This is a genomic window from Lysinibacillus sp. UBA5994 (genome assembly GCF_002429725.1).
In the GTDB taxonomy this organism is placed as follows: Bacteria; Bacillota; Bacilli; order Bacillales_A; family Planococcaceae; genus Lysinibacillus; species Lysinibacillus capsici.
Genome location: NZ_DJAU01000056.1, coordinates 403,927 through 427,201, shown reverse-complemented (window position 1 = coordinate 427,201; position 23,275 = coordinate 403,927). Strand labels below are relative to the sequence as shown.

The following is a 23,275-nucleotide window of genomic DNA, read 5'->3' as shown; positions in this document are numbered from 1 at the left end:
TCTTCTTTATTTTTTTGAGAATATCGTTGAAATAATATTCCCTAGTGCTGCAATCAGTATAGCAATAACATGGATTGTGATGAACATATTAAAAAAAGGAAAGGAATAAGGCGTTATCCATTCTGTGAAAAGCCTCGAATCCAAAATCCATCTTCCCATTCTGGCAACTAAATTATTACTATCGTTCATGTTCGGCTCCAGATTAGTGCCATCGACCGCGATAAAGATCAATTGAACAATTAAAAATAAACCAATAGTGATGGTCCATCGTTTTAACAGATTACTTTCATCCGCTTTTTCAGTGCCTATCACTTAAACAATCCCCCTACAAATTTATTATATTGTATATATACTATATAAACATTATATACACAAATAAAAAATTTGTTCAACCACTTTTTTTAAAAAGGAAATTTTATACCATGAAATGATCTATGACATTCAAATACAAAGAAGGAGCCTGTTTTGATAGCTATTATCAAAACAGGCTCCTATTAACAACTTGCCATTCATTGTGTCTTGTCATTCAAATATGTTCATTCTGCAGTTGCAATCTGATAATTTATGATATAATGAATCATCTGACTAAATTGGCAAGACAATGGCTGTAGCGTGTGACGACGCTGCGGCTTTTTCTTTGTTTTTTCCTTACGTGATTAATTTAAATATTTACCCTGCTTGGGTAGTGCGATTTGTTCAAAATCATCGACAAGTTTTTTTAGGTTGCTTGTCAGTTCTTCGCCCTTCATTGGTAATCCGTGCCCTGTGATGGCAACTGAAGGTTTTAGTATTGCTAATTTTTCGATAGATGCTCGAGCAGCCAGCCAATCTGTTGTAAAATATTGAGGGGGACCACTGATTTCTTTTGTCTGCGTAATCACCTTATAAAGAGATTCTTGTTTGACTGTAACAAATGCATCTCCAGCAATAAGCACCTTATCCTTCTCACGGAATAAAGATATATGCCCTGGTGAATGGCCTGGCGTATGAATCCATCTGAAACCTGCCATAAATGGAACACTACCATCAGAAGGTAAAACTTTGAGGCTACCACCTAAATTTATAGCTCCATTTGGAAAAATAGGTGACATTTTAGCAACCAAGCCGTTATTTACCGTTGGATCAGGCTCGGGATAATTTTGTTTTCCAGATAAAAAGGGTATTTCCAATGTATGCGCATAGACAGGAACACCCCACCGCTCTATTAATTCTATGATTCCTCCGACATGATCAAAATGACCGTGAGTCAGTATGATTGCCTTCGGTCGAGACTTAGAACCATAACGTTCTTCAACAACTGAAATGATCTCATCCGCACTTTTGGGCATCCCCGCATCTATTAGCACAAAATCTTTCATCTGCGGTTCACCATAAAGTACAATATTTACAATTTGAATCGTGTATTGATATAAATCAGGTAATATGTCTATACCTACACCGCTTCCAACAGAAGTTGCTGGGATAAATTTATAATCTTCCCCGTAATTCAAATTCTTGTCCATTTTAAATCATCTTCTTTCAATTAAGTCATTGGAGGTTCAAGCATAACCTTTATGGAAATGCCATAACCGTAGATGAAGGCATAATATTATCTTCTTACTTCTTTTTTATTGAAGGGCTGTACTTTCTGTTGTTCTTGTTCCTCTTTTACTGCTTCTAATTCTTCAGGATTAAATTCCATTGCTATTTCTTCTTGCTCTACTTCATTCTTTTGCTTTTCTTTTGTCAAAACACTCACCTCCAATATGCTTTAAAGTGGCCTTTCTTAAGAAAATCTATACTTTTCACTTTTTCAAAGCTACATTAAACGTATAACTAAACAAAAAACATCCATTCTATAAGTGCGTAGTGTCTCACTACTTAAAGAGCTGCAGAGATTTCTTTCTCTGTGGCTTCTTTTAATTTTTACATTAAAAATTTTATTAAAAGTGAATTTTACTTATTTTTTCAGCCATACTAACATGGCTTTAATGGCGAAAAATAAGAAAAGGATGTGTACAGATGGGTATTCTTGGTGGAAATCCAAAAGATGAACCGTTGCATTATGGTGAGGTATTTAGTGTTTGGTCGGGTTTAATTGCAGACTATGGCATGATTTCTGGCTATCAAACGTTTTATAATCATGCTGGTGATGAAGATCTTAAAAAAATTATTGAAGATATCATCGAAACATGCAGGGAAGAAGTAAAGCAATTAGAAAAAATTCTAAAAACAAACGGGATCGCACTACCTCCTGCATCACCTGAAAGACCTGTAGCAAGACTTGAAGATATTCCTCCAGGTGCAAAGTTTAATGATCCAGAAATAAGCGCTGCTCTAAGTGCTGACCTAGCAGCTGGATTAGTTGCATGTAGTCAGGCAATGGGTACTTCTACTCGTGAAGACATCGCATTAATGTTTGGGCAATTCCATATGGCTAAAGCTCAACTTGGTGCAAAACTTTTACGTTTAAACAAAAATAAAGGCTGGCTAGTACCACCGCCATTACATGTTAATTATCCTGAAAAATAAAGACTATTCCCCCGAATTGAGGAAAGTAAATGTATTATTATAAAGAAGAATTGATAAACATTATTAAACCTGACAAACCAGATCCTCAAGCAGCACGAGTAATGCAAGAAATACTTGGTGGTCATTATGGTGAAATGAGAACCATGATGCAGTACTTTTTTCAAAGCTCTAATTTTAGAGGCAAAGAGACCCAATATCGTGATTTATTACGGGGCGTTTTCTTAGAAGAAATTGCACACGTTGAACTTGTACAAAATACAATCAACCAATTACTAAATGATTCTGGGGAATCCTCTGCTCCTGGAAATAACGGCATGGACCAAGCACCTTTAGATGAGGCAGTTAAACATGCCAATCCACACCATTATATTGTGGGTGCACAATCATCTTTGCCTGTAGATGCAGCAGGTAATCCCTGGAATGGTTCGTGGATTTATGCACATGGAAACCTTATTGCAGATTTATTGGATAATTTAGTATTGGAGTCAACGGGTGTACTTCAAAAGACACGTATATATGAGATGAGCTCTAATCAGACATTTAGAGAAACACTTGCTTTTCTAATTGTTCGTGACAATGCTCATCAAAATGCATTTGCCAAAGCATTAGAAACTTTAGGGGTAGATTGGGGAAAATTATTCCCTGTACCGAACTACGATATCAACAAATACCCAGAGTGTAGAAAGTTTGTTGAAATGGGTTATCACAATGCTCAATTTAACTTTAGATTAGATCCAACTCGTATCGGGGAAATCTTTCAAGGACAAACTCCAAGTAGAAATGGTGGAGAATTAAATGTGACCCCTCCACCAGAAGGATTCCCCGTACCTGTTATGCCAGAGATGCCAAATGAACACAGTCCTGGCCTGAAGGATATGAATAACTAAAATACTTTTAGCTGTAGCGTTTGTCGACGCTGCGGCTTTTTGAATGTATAAATCCCTATATTTACACAAACTATTAATAAGTGTATCGGCTGTGGCGTTGTCATAGTCTTATTTTTATTTTAAAGGCAATAAACTATGCACAATGAGTTAACTTTTCATATAAATAGTAGTGTTAAGCTAATCTAGTTTAACATGTACCTCCCGAATTGTTACTTAGGGTCACTTTCAGCCGAGTGACCCTTAAATATTTATTCATTTATATAAACCTCGTTTTAAAGGAGATTATTTTGCCTGAAGCTTTCTATACTTTACATATTCTAGATTTTCGAAAGGAGGGACTTTCATATGGGATATGAAGTTTACGGTTCAAACTATGGCAAGCATGATAATTTATCATTCGCTCTAATTGTTGTCCTCTTTATTCTTTTAATTATTGCTGGTGCTACTTTCTTATATCATTAATAATTACCTTCTATTATCCTCAAATATTCATGCTATGATCAAAGGGTCGTCTTCCACCCTGGTGACCCTTTTTTACTACTTACTTTGTTGCATAGAAGAATGTATGTAGGGAATTTGTTGCTTAGTGTACTAATCTAACAAACAGTTCATAGAATATATCAAGCATAATTTGGGCTAAAAATAACAAAGGAGAATGCCTATGAGCATTGATTTTATTACACTTGCCCCAACAGTCATGCAGGTGTTTAAAGCAGGAGATGCAAATCCCAAAAAAGTAAAGCGCATTGTTTATGGACAAGCTACCTCTGATGCAAATGGAATAGCCACATTATATTTTACAGACAATGCATTAGCGAATGGCAATCCTCTCTTATCTACTATTGACTATGCAGTGGCAAGTGTATACTCGACAAATCCAACGATAAACTTAAGACCGAGGGTTCAAATGAGAGAGAAGAATATTAGTGGGAAATATGTCTCTGCTAATATTACAAATATTAGTGGTGTGACAGTATTGGGAATTAATGTATTAGGATCGGAAAATCCAGTAAGTGGCGTGATTGTAGATTTTATGATTTTAGGTAGTTTTGATTTGTAAACAGATCATACTGAACAAACTCCCTCGTACATTCTTCTTGGTAAAACCTCATATCCTCACTTCTTTCATCGAGAATAGGCAAGGAACAAATGTATTTTGATTTGAAATGTAATGAGAAAAAAAATAAAGACAAAGTCGAAAAAATCGACTTTGTCTACTGAAACCACTCTATTTAAGAATGTTTTTCTTCATTTAAAAATTAAAGTTTAACGATGTTAGCAGCTTGTGGTCCACGTTGACCTTCTTCAACTGTGAATTCAACTTTTTGACCTTCTTCAAGTGATTTGAAACCTTCACCTTGGATAGCTGAGAAGTGAGCGAATACGTCTTGTCCGCCTTCTACTTCGATGAAACCAAAACCTTTTTCTGCGTTAAACCATTTTACTGTACCTTGTGTCATTTAAATGACCTCCAATAATGTTATTAAATAAAATCATACTACTTCCAAAGAAAAAAATTCACATATTACAAAAAGTAACTAACAAAACACGATTACTCTTTGTAATATGTGAATTTATTATTTCTTTAAGAAAGATTCTATTACATACAGTATATGATAAAAAATCGTATTAGTCCAGTGAAAAGTGAATTTTTTTATCAATGAAGGCTAAAACCTGCACGTACCACCAATTTTAAAGGTTAAAATTAGTCATTTCAACGCCATTAAGTAGCTAGAGGCAATTGTTTTTGTATTTCAATAGCGACATTCCTTACCTCGTATATTTTTTGAAGCTGAATATTACATTTTAGGACTTAATTGCCCTATGCATCCTTAGGCTCTACATGGACATGCACTTCATAAACCCCTTGCTCTTCCACCATATTTTTTTCAACAACCGAAGCAACATCATGCGCTTTCGTGATATCTAACTTTGCATCTACAAGTATAACGACATCAATTACCTCATTATTCCCATAATTTCTTCCTCTGATTTCTTTCAATCCTTTAACGCCATCTATTTTTAAAATAATCTCTTTGTATGTTTGAAGAATTTTCTCATCAAATCCATCCGATAGTTCATGAGAGGCTTCCTTGAAAATCTCCCAAGCTGTTTTACAAATGATGAAACCTACGACAATCGCAGTACCCGTATCTAACCAAGGCATATGTAGTTGTGACCCTAAAATTCCTACAGCGGTTCCAATACTTACCCAAGCGTCTGACAAATTATCTTTAGCTGCAGCCATAACGGCTTTACTATTGATTTTTTTAGCCAATTGTTTGTTGTAACGATAGACTAAATACATCACCAATGCTGATCCTATCCCTACATAGGCTGCGACCATATCCGGCGATTCTTTTCCACCTTGAAAAATGGAAGAAAACCCACCGACCAATACTTGAATACCAACGGCCATCATAATAAATGAAGCGACCATTGATGCAATGGTTTCACTTTTCCAATGACCATAGCGATGATCATGATCTGCTGGTTTTTGTGAAAGCTTTAGTCCAATAAGTACTGCAATAGAGGCAATAATATCTGTCGTATTATTCAAACCATCCGCTTTTAAAGCTTCTGAACCACTCAAGTAACCAATGCCAACTTTTATGATGGATAAAATTATATAAGCAATAATACTGATAATGGCACCACGTTCACCTAATTTAAGATTATTATATCTTTCTGCTTCCAATTCACTTACCTCCCACTTACGTACATCATCATCATAACAACCCAACATCGAGTGGGTCTACAGCAACCTTTTTGCCTTGTTATACATAAGTAGGAGGACTATAAAAGTGTTGATGTGGGGAAAAAATAAAGCCCTTAGGAAGATACGCTGTCACTGGTTTAAAGCCTATAAATTATTATACTAACCGAATAAAATAGTAGTGTATCTGTTCTTTAAGATTTTTTCCTCCAACGAACACACCTAACAAACCTTGGTCATTTCCAATTTCGGGAGTGACCCTTTTTACGTACATATAAGCACGTAGAAAAGCCTCGCCACAACTGTAGCAAGGCTTTTAATCAATTATCCTCGTAAAAATCCGCCCTCTGAGTGGATTATTTGACCAGTTATCCATGTAGCCTCCTCGCTAGCAAGAAAGCTAATCACCTTGGCCACATCCACTGGTGTCCCAATCCGCCCCATTGGAAATTTGGGTAACAGATAACTTCTAATCTCATCATTCATCCATGTAGAATCTGTTGGCCCTGGATTGACAGCATTGACGGTAATGCCCAGCGGTGCTAGCTCCTGTGCCAATGATCTAGTAAAGGCTGAAATTGCCCCTTTCGTTGCCACATAGGCTAGCTCTCCCATCATAGGACCTAAATCTTGACCAGAAGTCATATTAATAATTCTCCCTGAGTTTAAATTAGCTTTTTCAAAAAGACGTGCAAATTCCACACAAAGTAGTAGGGTTGACCTTATATTCACCGCGTAATGCTCGTCTAATGTTTGAGCATCTAATGCTAGATAACCATCTTGTGCTGAATGGGCAGCATTATTCACTAAAATGGAAGGTACACCCATTTTTCCGAAAACCGTTTGGAGTATCGTTTTAGGAGCTTGGGAATCTGATAAATCAATCGACAATTCTTCACATGAAACACCCTTACTCAAAATTTCCTGTTTGAATTCTCCTATCCACTTACGATCAGCATGCCAGTGTGTGAAAAAAACATTGACACCATCCGTAGCCAATCTTCTACAAATAGCTGTTCCAATATCTTGAGGGTGGCTTGCACCCGTAATGATTGCTATTTTACGTTGTGTTTTATTCATTTCTTTTTACCCCCATGGTTATTGAGATTATTAATAAAAAAAGAGCATCACCATAATGGTCCGCTCCGTTTTTAGAAATCAAAACCCTTACACTGCACTTCTTTGAAAATGACCATCATACCTTGACACACACCTATAAAGGAAAAAGATACAGAGTTTGTCACATCTAGAGTATGTATTCCCCTCTTCATCTAATCTGAATTATTTTTTAATCTAAAGTTTTCATCGTATTTTGAACATCAATAGAAAAGGCTTCTACATCAAATTGATGCTGCTTTATCGTATCTTCCGCTAACTGTTGAGCCTTCTTTTTAGCCTTGTGATTTTTCTCTTGAGTTAAATTAATTCTTATTTGAATTTCCTCAGACGTCATACTATGGTCAATGCTGAAAGTGCCAAAATTTTCTGCAAACATCACCTCAAATAGATTGGCCATGACATCATTATAACTTAGCCGAGTTGAGATCGCTTCTACTGGCTCATAGAGTTGCTTTAACGTTATTTGAAAAGAGATGGGGTTTAATTCATTAGCTTTGATAACGTCCAGCATTGTTTCTTCTATATGTTGCTTTGTCTGGTGATCGACCTTGTCGGGTAATGACACAAGGAGCTCTATTTTTCCATTAGGTAAAATTCCATAATCTAATAGAAAGCTATAGGATTCTTTGCGCAATGTATAGGAAATCTCACTAATTAAAAATTGATATTGCTGAATATAACGCAATAATTCATCATTACTAGGCTGTGGCATAGAAACATTGGTTTTTTCAGCATATTGAATAGGTGCATTTGCCAAAAAGAAAAATGCACCACAAACAATGCTTAAAAGTAGAAACCATAACGTAAATAACCTTTTAATAAACATGTATAGCCCCCTTATTCGGGACTATATGCCAACTATCGAAAGTAAATTACGGTAGAATTTTATAAAACAACACACGATCTTGATTTTCACCACCATAATTACTATGAATGGACATATTTTCTATCACTTTGTCACCTTTTTCCATTCTAAAACCCAGATTCGTATGGAAGGCGATGGATACTTCATTAATAGGCGACGTGACACATTTCACAATATTTCGATGGTATTGCTTCACCACATGAAAGAATACATCATATAATCTTTTTGCAATATTCTGTTTTCTGTAATCAGGATGGACCCCAACAAAATGGATGAACGCTTCATTTGTTTTGGACTGCGATAAAAAGCCAATGAGGAAGCCAATAATTTCGCCATCCTTCTCCATAATAAGGCTTGTATTTGTAAAGTGATCAAAAAATAATTTAGGCAGCTTGTCTGACATATTCCTACCACCCCACCACTCATTAATCAATGGAGATAAAGTATAGTAATCTGAACTCTGTACACTACGAATGTTCATGGAATCCCTCCTCCTTTTCAAGTCATACAACAGATTTATGGTCTGAATGTATCTACAGCTATTATTTAAATGGTGACAATCACCATGACAAACACACTACAAATGCATATTTAAGTTATTGTGCTGAGGCTCATACAAACTCAAAAACAATCACCACAACCAGATATGGATAAAACAATGTAGATGAATACTATCTCTATACCCTCCATCTAGGAAGGTTAATCCTACTCTTATTTTACCCTACCATTTATTTCAATATCAATGGTTCTATTATACCTTTGCCATCACTAATGCCTTTAACGTGTTGCTTAAAGCCTGAATGTGGTTCGTTGTATCCGTCATGCTTACTAGAAGCTGATTTTCGTCCTCCACTGAATGTAGAATAGCACCAGTAGAAGCCGCATTTTGCTCGGTCATGTGATTCAGTTTTTCAATTTGCTTTTGAATTACCTCGAATTGGGAGATGGCACTGCTTAATTCATGCATCCCTCTTGTTAAATCTGTATTCGTTTCCGTAAAAGAATCCTTTAAACTATTAAAGAAATGACTGACATCCTGTAAAAGCTGTTCTCCATGCTGGAGTGCCTTTTCACCGTCATCAGAGCGTTGATGAGCCTCTGTTGATTTTTCAAACAAGGTTTTTGTCACATTGGTAATGCTGACAGTAATTGCAGCGCTTTCCTCTGCTAGCTTACGCACTTCATCTGCTACAATAGCAAATCCTTTTCCATGTTCTCCCGCTCTAGCTGCTTCTATCGCCGCATTTAAGGCCAATAAATTAGTCTGTTCTGCAATATGGGTAATCCCCTTTAATAGACTATCCACTGTTTGCAGGCTGTGTTGCAGCTCGTTGACAGTTTCTGCAGTTGAGCCCATGGCATGACTCATGACGCTCATTTGAGTCATTGCATCCTGCATTTTATCCCACCCTGCTAATACTTCTTGTTGTAGATCAGTAGATTTAGCGACCGTATCCTTCGAAATCGTCAATGTTTTATTGACAAAATGAACCGAGTCACCCATTGTGCCATGAATCATTTGTAAACTAGATGCCTCCTGCTGAATACTTGCAGAAATATCCTCTGTCGCTACTAAAATTTGCTTACTAGAGCCAGAAATCCTTTGCATTGTTTGTTGGAATTGCGTGACATGTTTGTCCAATGCCTGACTACTCTTTTCGATTTCCTGAAATGTATTTTGTAGTTGATTGAAGGATGCTTGCACTTCATTTTGCTGGATTTCTGCATGTTGAATCAATTCATTTCCCCATTTTGCCAGCAAATAAAAAGCAATAATGACCCCATTCATAATTGCCAGAAGTGTCACAAAGACAATGGTGTCATCAAATGGTCCTAACAATGATGATGAGTTGACCATATATAAAATGAAAAAACTAAGATTGGTTAGAATTCCAAAAAAAACAATCAATTCTTTTTTAAAATACAGGGCAATAATGGCCACTGTGCACAGTAAAATATAATGTTTATTTAATGAGAAGCTATCAAGCAAAAATAAGGTAAACACAACACTTGATGGAATGAGACCAAAAATAAAGCCTTTGACATACGTCTTTATAGGTAAAAAATAATTGCATACCGCCAAAGCAATGACAGCTAACCCAATAAATAAAAAATGGATGCCCTTTGATAGAATCATAGGTCCACATATTAGAATGGCCAAAATTGAGATAATAGCCAAATTTACACGATGAACTTTTCGTGTATCATAACGAATTTTATGCTCCATTACTATCCCCCTAAAAAAATGAATAGACATTCAGTTTAATTTTCTATTATTATATAGTATAACAACTACTTTTTGTAGCTAAATATTGCATTTATAAGCAGAATTAGCTTATTTTTGAAAAAAAAGGGGGAAATTGAATTGACTAGCGTCCAACAAATCGCACCAAATTTCTACTGTATCGATACACATGATTTAGGTCGAGAGCAGCGAACAAGCTCCTATCTATTAATCGATGAAAAGATTGCTCTCATCGAAACTTCGGCCAGTCCATCCGTACCTTATATTATGGAAGGGTTACAGAAATTAAATATTGCAGTAGAGGATATAGACTATGTCATCGTGACACATATTCATTTAGACCATGCAGGCGGAGCAGGGTTATTTTTGCAAAGCTGTCCCAATGCTAAATTAGTGGTTCATCCACGAGGCGCAGCCCACATGATTGATCCAAGTCGTCTTATCCGCAGTGCTAAAGGGGTTTATGGCGCTGAATTTGACCGCCTTTTTGATCCAATTGTGCCCATTGACGCTACAAGAATTATTGAAGTCCAACACGAACAGCTATTACAATTAGGTCAACATCATTTAACGTTTTATCATACTGAGGGGCATGCTAAGCATCATGTTTCAATGCTTTATTCCGCAACAAATGGCTTGTTTGTAGGAGATACAACAGGTGTTCGCTATCCCGAAATGGATGAGGAAGCAATTGATTTAATCATTCCGTCCACCTCTCCAAATCAATACAACCCTGAAACAATGGAACAATCCTTAAAATTGTACGAAAAGCTACAAGCAAGTGAATTGTACTTCGGTCACTATGGGGCTTATAAAAATCCAGCTGAAGCCTATCGTCAGGTGCGCTATTGGACACCACTCTTTTTAGAAGAAGGTAGAAAAGCGCAAGCAGCATCCAGCCAGTTCCAAGAACAAGTTCACTACTTAGATGCTCGCTTAAAGGAACTTTTATTTAACTATCTACAGGAAAACGGCATTCCGTCCGATCATCCTGTTTATCAAACCATCCCATTCGATACCATTGTGTCCGCAATGGGCATACTGGATTATCTCGAAAAAGCAAATGCGCAGATTCCACTTTAACGGCAATAAGAGGTGTTCCCAATGACATTGGGGACACCTCTTTTTTAGAAGCGCTTATAGTACTGGTCAATGCAAGCTTTTTGTAAAACCTGCCCTTTTACATCGGAAGGCGCTCTTTTTTCAGGTGAACCGCTCGCTTTACATCGCACTGCGCTTATGCCCTGTCCAAGCTTTCCCTATCTCCATAAGTGTCCTCATGCCTTTAATTGATCTAGAACTGCTTGAAAATTTTGTTCCTCCCCTACTTCACGAAATAATTGAAAGGGATTACTCATTTTTTTCATGCGCTCCATGACAAAGGGAATCGTAAAAAGTGTTGGCGTTAGGTTTTCATTGACCTCCTCCCATAGAAGCGGTGTTGCTACTAAACCCATTTCATTGCCCCGAGTGGAATACGGGGCAATGATAGTCTTGCCCTCTGCATGTTGTACATAATCTAAATATAATTTTTCATGACGATTCTTTTTTAAACGCTCAATTGTATATAAATTTGGCTTTTGCTCACATAAAAAGCGACAAACAAACTCTGTAAATATACGTACCTCTTCATAAGTAAATGTATTTGCGGGTAAAGGAATATACAGCTGTAAACCTTTTCCACCTGATGTTTTGACAAAGGATTGGAGCTGAAAATAATCAATAATGTTCTTTAAATCAAGTGCTCCTGAAACGGCTAATGAAAAATCTTGTATTGAGGGAGGATCTAAGTCGAAAACGATTTCTGTCGGGTACGAAGAATGATGTGTTTGAAATGGAATGTGGAACTCTAATGCAAGCTGATTTCCAAGCCACAATAACGTTTCCAAGTTATTACACACGATATAATCAATATCATCCATCACAGCTGTTGCCACAAAATTAGGCATTTTTTCTGGTTTACTTTTTTGATAAAAACTTTCGCCTGGAACACCATGTGGATAGCGTATTAGCGTTAGAGGACGATCCTTTAGAAAAGGCATTACATAGGGCGAAATATTTTGCAAATAGAACAAGTATTGATCCTTTGTAATACCCATATTCGACCATACAGGCTTGTCTGGATGTGTGATAGCAACTGAATCAGGGATAGGATACAGTTGACGTTGCATGTGCAGCCAATGACATTCCTCAGGTGATATCTCTAATCGAAAGGCATGAAATCTAGGTTCCCTAAGCTTACTACCATCAAAATCAATACAGGCAATATCAACACAAATCGAAGGCTCAAGTTCCCATAGCTCCTTTTTACGCAGTCCATTAGTCTGAAAGAATTTGACAAGTGTTTGATGCTCTTCCTCTGTCATCCCATGCTTAAACGTAACAACTTCTCGTAATTGATTGTCCTCAAAAACTGCACCATGAAAATAACTATTGCTATGGTCATATTGTGTGACAATGACTGTGACATAACGCCAATTTTTTATCTTTAACCAGTGATTTGATCGTATGTTTTCAAGCCATTTACTTGTTTTCTTCTTAGCAACAATGCCTTCCCCATTGTAAAGTTTGATGGACTGCCATAAGCTCTCATGCTCCTCACTACCCTGTATGACTTGGATAGGCGTTGGATTCTCATAGTTTACGCTTGGCCATTTGAACTTCGTCGCAAGCTTGCCCAATTGCTCCTTACGCGTTTTTAAATAATGGTTTTGGAGAGATTCTCCTTTAAGGGTTAAAACATCAAATGCTAGATAGTGAAAAGGACATGAATGAGCATGTTCCTGAATCACGTCTTGATTTTGCATTCTCCCCCTCTTCTGAACAACGGCAAAATCACTTTTAAAATGATTGCGTAAATAAACTAACTCCCCATCCAAGGTTAGGGGTAAAAAGGTTTGAATGGATGCATATATTTGCTGACAAAAAGCTAAAATTTCGGGAAACAAGTGATTTAAATGTCGTCCATTTCTGCTAATGAGCTTCGGCTCCTCATCCCAAACTAATAAGCAGCGAAAACCATCATATTTTGTTTCAAATAGCCATTCATCTCCACTAGGAATATCGTTTGTTTCGGATAAAAGCATTGGTTTCATTCCGCTATACCTACTTTGCTTTTTATATTCAGTGTTTGAAGATTTCATTTTAAGATACATAAAAAACCTCAAAATACATCATAGTAAGAAAAACGAGGTGACAACAATGCATACAGTGTGGAAAGGCAGTATTTCCTTTGGACTTGTTAATATTCCTGTGAAACTACATGCTGCAACTGAAAATAAAGATGTCAAATTGCGTCAGCTTCACAAAGACTGCCATACGCCGATTAGCTATAAAAAGGTTTGTGAGGGCTGTAACCAAGAGGTAACAGATGAGGATATCGTGAAGGCTTATGAATATGCCAAAAATAAATTTGTTGTGTTGGATCAAGAGGATTTAGAAAACTTGCGTAAGGAAAATGAAGATAAGGCTGTGGAAATTATTGATTTTGTGCAATTAACTGAAATCGATCCCATCTATTTTGAACGCACCTATTTTTTATCACCCGATTCGACGGGAGCCAAAGCCTATTCATTGTTACGAAAAACATTAGAACAATCAGGGAAAATTGGCATTGCCAAAATCGTTATCCGCTCTAAAGAGCAGCTTGCCATTGTGCGTGTTTATCAAAATGCCCTTGTGATGGAAACAATTCACTATCCAGATGAGGTAAGAAGCATTGGCGATGTCCCTAATATTCCAAGTGAACAGGATGTAGTACAAAAGGAGCTCGATACAGCCCTCATGTTAGTGGAACAACTAACAACTACATTCAACCCTGAAAAATATACAGATGATTACCGCAATGCTTTATTAGAACTAATTGAAGAAAAGAAAGCTACAAATACGATATCTACAAGCGATAAACAACGTCCAATTCCTGAAAATGTCACGGATTTAATGACAGCTCTACAGGCCTCTTTAGAAAAAACAAAAAAGCCCGCTACAAGAAAACGGACTACACGTACAAAGAAAAATGCTTAAGAACAAGCGTATCCTGACATCGGGATACGCTTTAGAATTGTCGAAAATAGGAATCTAAATCCTTTTTGCGCTGAATCATTAAAAGTTTAGCCAATACAGCATGTTGCTGTTTAAAGAATTTAGGCTTTCCTACCCTTTCAAAGCGTTTATTCCAACGAAACATTTTAAAAAAGATCGAAAAAGTAGGTTGATAGTGAGCTTTTTCGAAGCCCATTTTTTGTTTTATAAATCTTTTTATTATACGAAAGACTCGAATTTTATAAGGCGTATCGAGAAAGATAATGCAATCAGCTTGCTGGAAGCTATCAACAACCCACTTCTCCTGATGGATCCCCTCTATAATCCAACTGTTCGTTTGGAGAATGGTTTGTAAGTGCTCCTTTTTTTCTTCATCTGTTCTTAGAATATCCCCTGATTCCTTTCGCATCCATGCCACATTATCAAGCTCATAATAAGGAATCTGCAAGGTTTTAGATAACTTCCTCGCCAATGTTGTTTTCCCACTGCCAACGGACCCAATGATATGTATTTTTTGTGGAAACGCTTTTGTCACAAAACCCCTCCATTGTATGTACCTTTGTAGAAATAATTCCTTTATTATACAATAGATTTCAGCTGACATAACGATAGTTTTCCAAGAACATTCGTTCCTAATTATGGTATAATAAAGGAAAAACTAGGAGATCTTTATTCATGACAATACATGAGCAAATGTCGCAACAACAAATAGCTGGCCACAGCATTGCCTATATAAAGGATGGTGAGCTTCAGAAGGCAGAGTGCTTTGGTCTATTAGAGGTCGGGAAAACTAACAGAATCAATACCGAAACCATCTTCAATGCCTGTTCAATTAGTAAACTAGTTACAAGCATTTTAGTGATGAAGCTGGTCGAGCAAGGTATCGTAGATTTAGATGAGGATATTAATCAAAAGCTCACATCTTGGAAGATGCCAGATCATAGCTACACTCAGGGAAAAAAAGTAACATTACGACATTTGTTAAGTCATCAGGCCGGAATTATTGACCCTAAAGGCAGCTTCTCTCCCTTACATTCACTATGGCAGAGGCCTTCGATGGTCGACTTATTAAAAGGTACCACTCCTTATTGTTCCATACCAATCGATAGTACTTTTGAGGCCGGGCAAGAATTTCACTATTCAGATGCTGGCTTTTGCATTGTTCAATTGCTGATTGAGGATACAATAGGCTCAAGTTTTTCAACACTTATGACAGACGTGATTTTCCGACCACTAGCCATGACAAATAGCTTTTTTTCTTCCGCGGTCCCAACTGCCAATACAGCAAGTGGTCATCAGAAAGATGGCACCCTAACAGCACAAAGATACCCTATTTACCCGTATGATGCAGCTTGTGGATTATGGACAACACCGTCAGATCTAGCAAAATTATTACAAGAGGTAATGCAGGCCTTAAAGGGAAAGGGTACACTTGGTTTAGCTTCAATCCATGAGCTAATTCGTCCTCAGGGCTGTAAAGAATGGATGGGCCTTGGTGTATTTCTTGATGGTGCTGGTGAGCAGCTTGAAATATCCTCGCTTGGCTGGGGCGTTGGCTATCAATGTATGCTAGTGGCCTACCCCCACCTAGACAAAGGCTTTGTTGCCATGACTAACACCGATACAGGCGTCCATCAAATGCAAGGTCTCTTAGGAGAAATCTATCGTTCCTTTATCCAATAAAGAAGAGGCTTGATTTAAGCCTCTTTCCTTACCTCATAATGCAGTTGTACCATTTGACCATATCGTTTTGTTTCCAATAGCCTTAAGTTTTCGAATGGACGGGGAGATTTAAACAAGGGTATCCCTGAGCCCAGTAAATGGGGTGTAATCGTAATAATCCATTCGTCAATTAGCCGCTCCTGTAAAAAAGCATCTAGAAGGTTACCTCCCCCTACCATCCAAATCTTTGTGCCTTCTTGCTCTTTTAAACGTTGAGTAAATGTGATGACATCCTCCTGGATAAACGTCACATGCTCATTTTCCCCAGTTTGAGTTGTTGAGAACACATAGCATTTTTTATCAGGATAAGGGAACGGTTTAAGATGTTCTAGGATATAATCATATGTTCGTTTTCCCATAATGACGGTATCAATAGTCTGATACATATCAGTATAGCCATTATCACCCTCTCCCTCTGTTTCCTCTAGCCACTGTAGATCATCATTTTCCTTAGCAATAAATCCATCTAAACTCCCTGCAATAAATACCAGTATTTCTCGTGACATTACGTCAGCTCCTCTTCTTTTGAAAATCTCTTGTACAATCTCTATACTAAATATAAAACATGACAACTATTGGCATGATTAAATAAAAAGGTGAAAAAATATGACCAAAGCTAAACGATTAATTGATATTTTGCTATTCGTCAGTGTGAAAAAGAAATTTACAGCGCAGGAAATTGCCGACACCTTCCATATTTCCGTGCGAACGGTGCATCGTTACCTTTTGGATTTAAGTGATATGGGGCTACCCATTTATGCGGAACAAGGAAGACATGGGGGCTATACGGTGCTATCAAATGCCATTCTCCCCCCGATATTATTTACCGAGGAAGAGGCGGTCGCCATTTTCTTTGCATTCCAGTCTTTGCACTATTATCGTGATTTACCCTTTAATACTGAAATGAAGTCTGTCTCTCAAAAACTGTATGAATCCTTACAGAAGGAAGCCAAGAAAAAGGTGGATACGCTGCAATCCTATATTGCCTTTTGGAACCCTAAAAGAGCCATTACAACACCACTCTTAACAGACGTTTTAGAGGCTATCATTAACCAATCACAATTGCATATCCAGTATGAATCGAAATCTGGTATCACCTCTAAGCATATCCAGCCTATTGGCGTGTACGCTCATGATGGCTTATGGTATATGCCTGCGCTACTGCTATCAAATGAAAGAATATTACTCTTCCGTGTAGATCGAATTAAAGGGATAAAAATTAGTGAAGCAAACCATAAAACGACGATGAATTTGCAGCAATGGCTTGAAACTGACTATGAGCCTCAGCAGCCTATTCGGTTATATGTAGAATTATCAAGCGAGGGCGTTCGTCAATGTTTAAGTGAGCCCCATCTTGAAAAAGCGGTTGTTCGACATAGTGATGGAACAGGCTATATCGATACGATTATCGATCAACATGAGCTCCACTTTAATAGCTCCCTTTTCTTTCGCCTTGGTCAACATGCGATTGTCAAAGAACCGTACACACTAATTCAGCTTATACGTCAGCATGCATATGAGCTATTAGCGATTTACCCTGAGCCAATAGAGCCTCTATAAGATGACAATTTTGTTAGATTCACGTAACATTCATCGTTACTACTTTTAAAAGATCTTCCTTATAATTGGTCTTGAAGGAGGAGATATACGTTGCAACCGACCAACAGTAATAAACGAATTGATACATTAGATTATTTAAGAGGGTTCGCCTTACTGGGCATTATTTTAGTCAATATCCCCTCATTAATGTGGATTGAACCACCTGAATTGGCAAACGATATTGCCTATAGCCGCTTTCTAACACTTTTTGTAGAGGGTAAATTTTTTATCATTTTTTCATTTTTATTTGGAATAGGATTCTATCTCTTTATTTCACGCGCACAGGCAAGGGGCGAAAAAGCCTATGCCTTATTTAGTCGTAGGCTTTTGATTTTACTGTTTATGGGGCTAGTGCATTTTTATTTCCAACCAGGTGAAGCCTTAACTGTCTATGCTATCTTTGGCTTTGTAGCCTTACCTTTTTATAAAATGCGCAAAGACATCAATCTCATCCTTGGATTCATCCTATTAGCCATCACTGCCTATTTTGGTCTAAAAATTTTAATGCCATTTCCACTGATTTTGCTTGGTCTAGCTGCTGGTCAATATCATTTATTTGAAAATATCTCGTTACATCGAAATAAAATCATGTTCGTGACGATTGTAATGGGCTTTATAAGCATGGCTAGCTGGTTTTATCAATGGCAGTATGTCCCTGAGCCTCTTGTTAATATCCAGCATTTGCCCAAGGATCAGCTAGCGGCTCATATTACAAATATTGAGCAATTTTCATTAATCGGACTACAGTTTAGCCCATTCGCTTCTGCCTTTTACATGGGAACAATCATCCTATTATTACAAAGCACTTTGTTCCAGCGACTATTGGCACCGTTAAAAGCATATGGGCGCATGGCCTTGACTAATTACCTGGGGCAAACAGCGCTTATTCTCTTAATTGGCCATACTTTCGGTTTAATTGGACAACTTCGCTATCTTGAATCTTTGTGGATTTGTCTAGGCATTTATGGTTGCCAATTGCTCTTTAGTAAGCTATGGCTATACTTTTTCCGCTTTGGCCCTATGGAATGGCTATGGCGAATCGGGACATATTGGACAATTCCTCCCCTACGACAAAGTACGAAAGATTATTTATCGTAAAGGATAAACACCTATCAGCTTGGTGGTAAACATCATATATTGGTAATGTACCCTACTCGCTTTCCATCTTTGCTCATATCTTCAGCAAGAAACACATCCCCATTTTATTTAGTCACCAAAGTGACTAATTTAAAAACAGCGTTAAGCCATTATTAACGCTGTTTTTTTACTTTTATTACATCTAATAAGTGAATCATTGGGGTTACTTTGTGGGGAATAGGTATTAAAAGCTAATAAAGTTACTGGGACATAAACATACAAGTCACTGGATTTTAAAATCCAGTGACTTGTATTCATTACCATTATTTTTCTCTTGCAAGCAAGTATAGCTCTTCATCTTGATAATTGGTTCACTGTACTAAATACGGGTTAATGCGCCATCAGGTTTGGGAATTTCTTGAACTGTTAGCTGATTCATTTTACAAAAATGTTTAAAGAATTGTTGTGCCAACTCCAGTTCTTTTGGGTCACTTTTCAACGAAATGATATCAAGTAAAATTTGAGCCATCCATAAATTTTCGAAATAACGATATTTCCCTGTTTTCCATGTCATTTTTTCGGGGAATTTTTCATTGATATAATATTGCCAGAAAAGTAACTGATCCGATTCCTGTTCTGTCAGTTGAATTCTGTATTTTGAATGAGCAGGAATATGTCCATCTTCACACAGCTTGCCGACGAATTTTTCATTCACCATATAGACACCTAAGATGCGTCTATCACTTTCAGGCTGGCTGGAATCTCTTGCTGTTAAAAGGACAGCGCTATTTTGGTGCAAGCGGCTCGGCTTGTTTGGCTTCCCTTTATTATTACCACTCTTTAATATACCTGAAAAAACATTCCACTCTGAAACAGAACTATTCTGTTCCTCTGAATCACACCAAAAAACCATCTGTGATGCGGGATGAAGTTTATGATTACTCATAAGTTTTTCGTGTTCCAAGCGAAGCAAGAGTTCTTTCCGTTGAAGTTCTTTGGCCTCTTCCATCCGCGATTCTTCTTCTTTTCGTTCAATTTCTTTTTTTTGTATAATTTCCTCAAGTAACTTAGCATCACTTTTATCATGTATTGTTAGGTGCTTTCCAAATACATCTGGAAAAACAAACCTTTTATTTTCTGATGCAAAATGTATTTCAATACTTGAATCATTTTGATTAACTATACTACCTATGCCAAAACGCTTGTGTGTAACTTTCTTATTAATTAGATTCATTCATCTAGTCCTCCTTATGGAATAAAAATTAAGTTACTATTAGATAGTAAAATTTCAAATAACTTCTTTAAAACAATTTCGAATTTTTCTTCTGTTTAAAAATAAAAAAACGTATCCAAATTCTTTCTGCAAAATAGGACATCGGAATTCGAAATACGTTTATAAAAAAATGATCGTAAGACTATTATAACATTTTTTAATAAAATTACAAATTTATTATTGACAACACATTTTTACATGAGTTAAAATATTTATTTATTCTCTGAATGTCATTAGAATCCTGTTAGAAAAGACCATAAACTTCTAAAAAATGCCTTATAAAATCCAACTTTTCCTTGTTACCTATTTGATGCCCATAAATTCTTCACCTGTTTCTTACCCTAAGCATACAATGCAAATAATACCCTTTTTTGTAGGGAGGATTATATGAAGCAAAATAAAGGTAATCGGAATAATGAGGGATTGGAATCCGTGAGTCAAGCAGCTAAGTTGGCTGTCATTGCGGGGGCGATTACAACACTTGGAGACGCTCTAGCGACCATTGCGGCTGGTCTTGCGCTAGAGGATGAGTTGAAGGAAATTGAAAGTAATAGCAATGATATTGACAAACTACAAAAGCAAATTGACGAATTAAATTATGAAATGAAACAATTAAAAAGGATGTTACGGTAATACCGTCTGTACACAAAAACGACAATACCACATGGATATTGTCGTTTTTTAGGCTATTTAGCAGCCCAAAGTTCAATCTCTATTTTGATATCTGGTAGCCCCAATGCAGATACATAAGCAATAGTCATAGAGGGATAGGAATGACCAAACATTACTTCCCATTGCTGATAGAAATGATGCCAATCAATCTCCTCTGTCGCCCATATATTCACCTTTACCACATGAGATGCATCCAATCCCTCAGTTGCTAAAAGCGCTTCAATATTTCTAAATGTATTGGTGGTTTGTTCAATTAAATCTGCAGGCAGTTGATCATCTTGATCAACCCCAATTTGTCCAGAGAATGCATACATTGTTGCATCTTTCGGGATGATTGTGATGTGGCTATATTTCCCAACAGGGCTAGGTACCTGCATTGGATTTTTACGTACTATGTTAGTTTTCATATTCTTTTCTCCTTTAGGATTGTATTTTTTTCTAAAAAAGGGCAGACTTATCCCATGTTCGTTGATTTTAGAAAAAAACAGCTGTGGAGAACCCTATACCCATGCTTAAAAAACGAATAGCTCTTTTTTTCATGTGAATTCTCCTCCTTGGCCCTAAAGTTATGTTCACTTTACCATTTCTATCCTAGACAATCAATGAAATACCCAAACTCTTTTGCATTTCATCGATTATTTCTCAGGCAATTAACTATTCAACCATAGCAATCACAACATATATATAGTAGTGTAAAGCTAAATTAGCCTTACACCTCCGAAATTGTTACTAGGGTCACTCCATCCCAAGTGTCCCTTTGCATAAAAGAACTAGGTACCCCTCTTTGGCGGTACCTGGTTTTTTTGTTATTTGGGGTCGAGTCGCACTTATGTTGGCTAAGTTTTGTCCACCTGCATTACAGCTAGTTTTAATTCATCTGCAAGTAATGCTGAGGTGTAGAATTCTTATACGGAAATATACCATAGCCAATACAAGAACTATAAACTTAAATATAATTACACAGCACACTTCCCTAATGAGATCCTTTTGCTTTAAGCTCAAATACTAGAGATTTCTTGTCTAAGCATTGTTTATACAACAAATATAGAAAATGAATGCAGTATGCAACAAAAATGTTAAGCTTAGTAATTATGAGCCGAGTCATGTTTACATAATTAAGAGATAAAAATATGAATCCCTCCTGTAATAACACTTAATGCCGCTATTGAGATATGGATTGTTCGCAAGCTTCGATTTTTTCTATAGTTGAATAAATTCATTCCTATAATAGCAGTAATTGATAAAAGAATAATTGCAATTAAGCCAATAATTCCTTCATTCTCCAATTCACCCTCATTAAAGTACATGATTATCCCATGACCAATACCTAACAACAATGCCATTGTGCCAAAAAGAATATGATATCTACCTATTAACTTTGCTACGTATAAATATAGCCCTTTAGATTGTGGGAAAGTACGAGTTACAGACTTCAAGAAAGTTCTAATAGGAAAAATCATACCCGCTGCACCAATTCCTATGAATGTACACCAACCAATTAATTCACCAAGGTCCTCATAACGCCCTTCTTCGTGTTGTTGTCTACCGTTACCCTCATCATACTCATCTTTTCCTTCAAAAATATCATCTGCATAAATGGGATTTACATCATACAAAAAAAACATAACTACCAATACTATCCCAAACATTTTTAAATATCGCATAGGAGATCTCCTTCCATATTGAGGTTCAACATTAGTCTAAGCAACCAATATGAAAAAAATCTGAAAAACGGTACTAGAAAAAATTACGATATTTAATTTAAATTTCTTTTTTGGCTTAGAATAAGTAGAAGATTGGTCGCACAAAAAATTCAGGTGGATTTCATAATGTTGTTATAAATTAGTTATATTGAATATAAAAAAGGTAGGAGGAGCTTCGTTGAAAATACTGATAGCAGAAGATGATAATCGATTAAGAAAAAACATTGTTCACATCATTCAAAAAGAATTTCATCAGGTGGATGCTGTAGATAATGGTCAGCATGCATTAGAATACATACTGTTTCATACATACGATCTAGTCATTTTAGATTGGATGATGCCAGAAATAAGCGGTATTGATGTGTGCAAAGAAGCTAGAAGAAATGGTTATGAAGGTGGCATTTTAATACTAACAGCAAAGGATGATTGCAATGACATCATCTGCGGATTAGATGCAGGTGCTGACGATTATGTTGTTAAACCATTTAAAATGGAAGAACTCTTAGCTAGAATACGTGCCATTTTAAGAAGAAAAAATAAATCCATTCATCAAATCATTCAAATTGATGATTTAAAGTTATATTTGGATTCCAGAACACTTTTTAAAGATAATCAAGAAATACTATTAACTAAAAACGAATTTTTATTGTTAGAGTACCTTTTTATCAACAAAGGCATCATTCTTACTAGAGAACAAATTTACACACAAGTATGGGGCTTTGATCATGAAATGACAAACAACAACCTTGATGCGTTAGTAAAATTAGTTCGTAAAAAAATCGATCATAATCGTCCAAAATCCATTATTGAAAACATTAGAGGAATAGGATACAGAGTGAGGTAGC

26 protein-coding genes are annotated in these 23,275 nt (G+C 36.7%); 11 read left to right on the top strand and 15 right to left on the bottom strand.

What is annotated here, in order from left to right:
* Positions 1-6 precede the first annotated feature (6 nt).
* From B3D98_RS18415 to B3D98_RS18405, 3 genes are all read right to left on the bottom strand, one after another.
* A complete protein-coding gene (locus B3D98_RS18415) occupies positions 7-312 on the bottom strand; it encodes a YfzA family protein (RefSeq protein ID WP_288585034.1) in 306 nt (101 codons plus the stop codon).
* Positions 313-656: 344 nt separating this feature from the next.
* On the bottom strand, positions 657-1,502 hold the full coding sequence (locus tag B3D98_RS18410; protein ID WP_288585032.1) for an MBL fold metallo-hydrolase: 846 nt from the start codon (positions 1,500-1,502) through the stop codon (positions 657-659).
* An 86-nt stretch (positions 1,503-1,588) separates the two neighbouring features.
* Positions 1,589-1,729 (bottom strand): hypothetical protein, encoded by a 141-nt coding sequence (locus B3D98_RS18405; RefSeq protein WP_181574715.1) that lies wholly within the window; start codon positions 1,727-1,729, stop codon positions 1,589-1,591.
* Between the two features lie 272 nt (positions 1,730-2,001).
* Between B3D98_RS18405 and B3D98_RS18400 the strand changes: the two genes are divergently transcribed.
* The 4 genes from B3D98_RS18400 (at position 2,002) to B3D98_RS18385 (ending at position 4,458) form a co-directional block, all read left to right on the top strand.
* Positions 2,002-2,511, top strand: coding sequence for a DUF3231 family protein (locus tag B3D98_RS18400; protein WP_048392625.1), 510 nt, complete (start codon positions 2,002-2,004; stop codon positions 2,509-2,511).
* Between the two features lie 29 nt (positions 2,512-2,540).
* Positions 2,541-3,398 carry a manganese catalase family protein gene (locus B3D98_RS18395; protein ID WP_288585026.1) on the top strand — a complete coding sequence of 286 codons (858 nt, stop codon included), beginning with the start codon at positions 2,541-2,543 and terminating at the stop codon, positions 3,396-3,398.
* Positions 3,399-3,743: 345 nt separating this feature from the next.
* Positions 3,744-3,860 carry a YjcZ family sporulation protein gene (locus B3D98_RS18390; protein ID WP_004225198.1) on the top strand — a complete coding sequence of 39 codons (117 nt, stop codon included), beginning with the start codon at positions 3,744-3,746 and terminating at the stop codon, positions 3,858-3,860.
* 199 nt (positions 3,861-4,059) lie between these two features.
* Positions 4,060-4,458, top strand: coding sequence for a hypothetical protein (locus B3D98_RS18385; RefSeq protein WP_048392620.1), 399 nt, complete (start codon positions 4,060-4,062; stop codon positions 4,456-4,458).
* Between the two features lie 199 nt (positions 4,459-4,657).
* On the opposite strand, the gene B3D98_RS18380 is transcribed toward B3D98_RS18385, so the two are convergent.
* The 6 genes from B3D98_RS18380 to B3D98_RS18355 all read right to left on the bottom strand — a co-directional run bounded on the left by B3D98_RS18380 (position 4,658) and on the right by B3D98_RS18355 (position 10,325).
* Positions 4,658-4,858 carry a cold-shock protein gene (locus tag B3D98_RS18380; protein ID WP_004225195.1) on the bottom strand — a complete coding sequence of 67 codons (201 nt, stop codon included), beginning with the start codon at positions 4,856-4,858 and terminating at the stop codon, positions 4,658-4,660.
* A 362-nt stretch (positions 4,859-5,220) separates the two neighbouring features.
* Complete coding sequence (locus tag B3D98_RS18375) at positions 5,221-6,096, bottom strand: cation diffusion facilitator family transporter (protein WP_048392617.1); 876 nt, start codon at positions 6,094-6,096, stop codon at positions 5,221-5,223.
* Between the two features lie 342 nt (positions 6,097-6,438).
* The gene (locus B3D98_RS18370) at positions 6,439-7,194 is read right to left on the bottom strand and encodes an SDR family oxidoreductase (RefSeq protein ID WP_054550276.1); all 756 of its coding nucleotides are present in this window, start codon (positions 7,192-7,194) and stop codon (positions 6,439-6,441) included.
* A gap of 208 nt (positions 7,195-7,402) precedes the next feature.
* Positions 7,403-8,059 carry a hypothetical protein gene (locus B3D98_RS18365; protein WP_288585010.1) on the bottom strand — a complete coding sequence of 219 codons (657 nt, stop codon included), beginning with the start codon at positions 8,057-8,059 and terminating at the stop codon, positions 7,403-7,405.
* 46 nt (positions 8,060-8,105) lie between these two features.
* Positions 8,106-8,579 carry a GNAT family N-acetyltransferase gene (locus B3D98_RS18360; RefSeq protein ID WP_112118527.1) on the bottom strand — a complete coding sequence of 158 codons (474 nt, stop codon included), beginning with the start codon at positions 8,577-8,579 and terminating at the stop codon, positions 8,106-8,108.
* A 270-nt stretch (positions 8,580-8,849) separates the two neighbouring features.
* Positions 8,850-10,325, bottom strand: a complete 1,476-nt coding sequence (locus B3D98_RS18355) for a methyl-accepting chemotaxis protein (protein WP_281216346.1) — start codon at positions 10,323-10,325, stop codon at positions 8,850-8,852.
* 138 nt (positions 10,326-10,463) lie between these two features.
* Between B3D98_RS18355 and B3D98_RS18350 the strand changes: the two genes are divergently transcribed.
* Positions 10,464-11,426, top strand: coding sequence for an MBL fold metallo-hydrolase (locus B3D98_RS18350; protein ID WP_048392607.1), 963 nt, complete (start codon positions 10,464-10,466; stop codon positions 11,424-11,426).
* A 194-nt stretch (positions 11,427-11,620) separates the two neighbouring features.
* Here the strand turns inward: B3D98_RS18350 and B3D98_RS18345 are convergent, their stop codons facing one another.
* A complete protein-coding gene (locus tag B3D98_RS18345; RefSeq protein WP_288585005.1) occupies positions 11,621-13,438 on the bottom strand; it encodes a DNA ligase D in 1,818 nt (605 codons plus the stop codon).
* Positions 13,439-13,544: 106 nt separating this feature from the next.
* On the opposite strand from B3D98_RS18345, the gene B3D98_RS18340 reads away from it, so the two are divergent.
* Positions 13,545-14,366, top strand: a complete 822-nt coding sequence (locus B3D98_RS18340) for a Ku protein (RefSeq protein ID WP_004225181.1) — start codon at positions 13,545-13,547, stop codon at positions 14,364-14,366.
* A 31-nt stretch (positions 14,367-14,397) separates the two neighbouring features.
* Here B3D98_RS18340 and B3D98_RS18335 read toward each other — a convergent pair whose 3' ends face one another.
* Positions 14,398-14,919 (bottom strand): AAA family ATPase, encoded by a 522-nt coding sequence (locus B3D98_RS18335; protein WP_048392603.1) that lies wholly within the window; start codon positions 14,917-14,919, stop codon positions 14,398-14,400.
* 140 nt (positions 14,920-15,059) lie between these two features.
* Between B3D98_RS18335 and B3D98_RS18330 the strand changes: the two genes are divergently transcribed.
* On the top strand, positions 15,060-16,067 hold the full coding sequence (locus B3D98_RS18330) for a serine hydrolase domain-containing protein (RefSeq protein WP_288584999.1): 1,008 nt from the start codon (positions 15,060-15,062) through the stop codon (positions 16,065-16,067).
* 14 nt (positions 16,068-16,081) lie between these two features.
* Here the strand turns inward: B3D98_RS18330 and B3D98_RS18325 are convergent, their stop codons facing one another.
* Complete coding sequence (locus B3D98_RS18325; protein ID WP_288584996.1) at positions 16,082-16,612, bottom strand: dihydrofolate reductase family protein; 531 nt, start codon at positions 16,610-16,612, stop codon at positions 16,082-16,084.
* Positions 16,613-16,712: 100 nt separating this feature from the next.
* Here B3D98_RS18325 and B3D98_RS18320 point away from each other — a divergent pair, with 100 nt between their 5' ends.
* Both B3D98_RS18320 and B3D98_RS18315 read left to right on the top strand, forming a co-directional pair.
* A complete protein-coding gene (locus tag B3D98_RS18320) occupies positions 16,713-17,666 on the top strand; it encodes a helix-turn-helix transcriptional regulator (RefSeq protein ID WP_288584994.1) in 954 nt (317 codons plus the stop codon).
* 90 nt (positions 17,667-17,756) lie between these two features.
* Positions 17,757-18,803, top strand: a complete 1,047-nt coding sequence (locus tag B3D98_RS18315) for a DUF418 domain-containing protein (protein WP_279495199.1) — start codon at positions 17,757-17,759, stop codon at positions 18,801-18,803.
* Positions 18,804-19,161: 358 nt separating this feature from the next.
* On the opposite strand, the gene B3D98_RS18310 is transcribed toward B3D98_RS18315, so the two are convergent.
* Positions 19,162-20,016 (bottom strand): hypothetical protein, encoded by an 855-nt coding sequence (locus B3D98_RS18310; protein ID WP_054550286.1) that lies wholly within the window; start codon positions 20,014-20,016, stop codon positions 19,162-19,164.
* A 426-nt stretch (positions 20,017-20,442) separates the two neighbouring features.
* Between B3D98_RS18310 and B3D98_RS18305 the strand changes: the two genes are divergently transcribed.
* Complete coding sequence (locus B3D98_RS18305; protein ID WP_048392591.1) at positions 20,443-20,688, top strand: hypothetical protein; 246 nt, start codon at positions 20,443-20,445, stop codon at positions 20,686-20,688.
* A gap of 53 nt (positions 20,689-20,741) precedes the next feature.
* Here the strand turns inward: B3D98_RS18305 and B3D98_RS18300 are convergent, their stop codons facing one another.
* Entirely contained in the window at positions 20,742-21,134 is a 393-nt protein-coding gene (locus B3D98_RS18300) for a RidA family protein (RefSeq protein ID WP_036076405.1), read from the bottom strand.
* Between the two features lie 708 nt (positions 21,135-21,842).
* Positions 21,843-22,391: a hypothetical protein gene (locus B3D98_RS18295; protein ID WP_054550288.1), complete on the bottom strand. Its 549-nt coding sequence runs from the start codon at positions 22,389-22,391 to the stop codon at positions 21,843-21,845.
* 217 nt (positions 22,392-22,608) lie between these two features.
* Between B3D98_RS18295 and B3D98_RS18290 the strand changes: the two genes are divergently transcribed.
* Positions 22,609-23,274 carry a response regulator transcription factor gene (locus B3D98_RS18290; RefSeq protein WP_036076407.1) on the top strand — a complete coding sequence of 222 codons (666 nt, stop codon included), beginning with the start codon at positions 22,609-22,611 and terminating at the stop codon, positions 23,272-23,274.
* The last annotated feature ends 1 nt before the right edge of the window (position 23,275 follow it).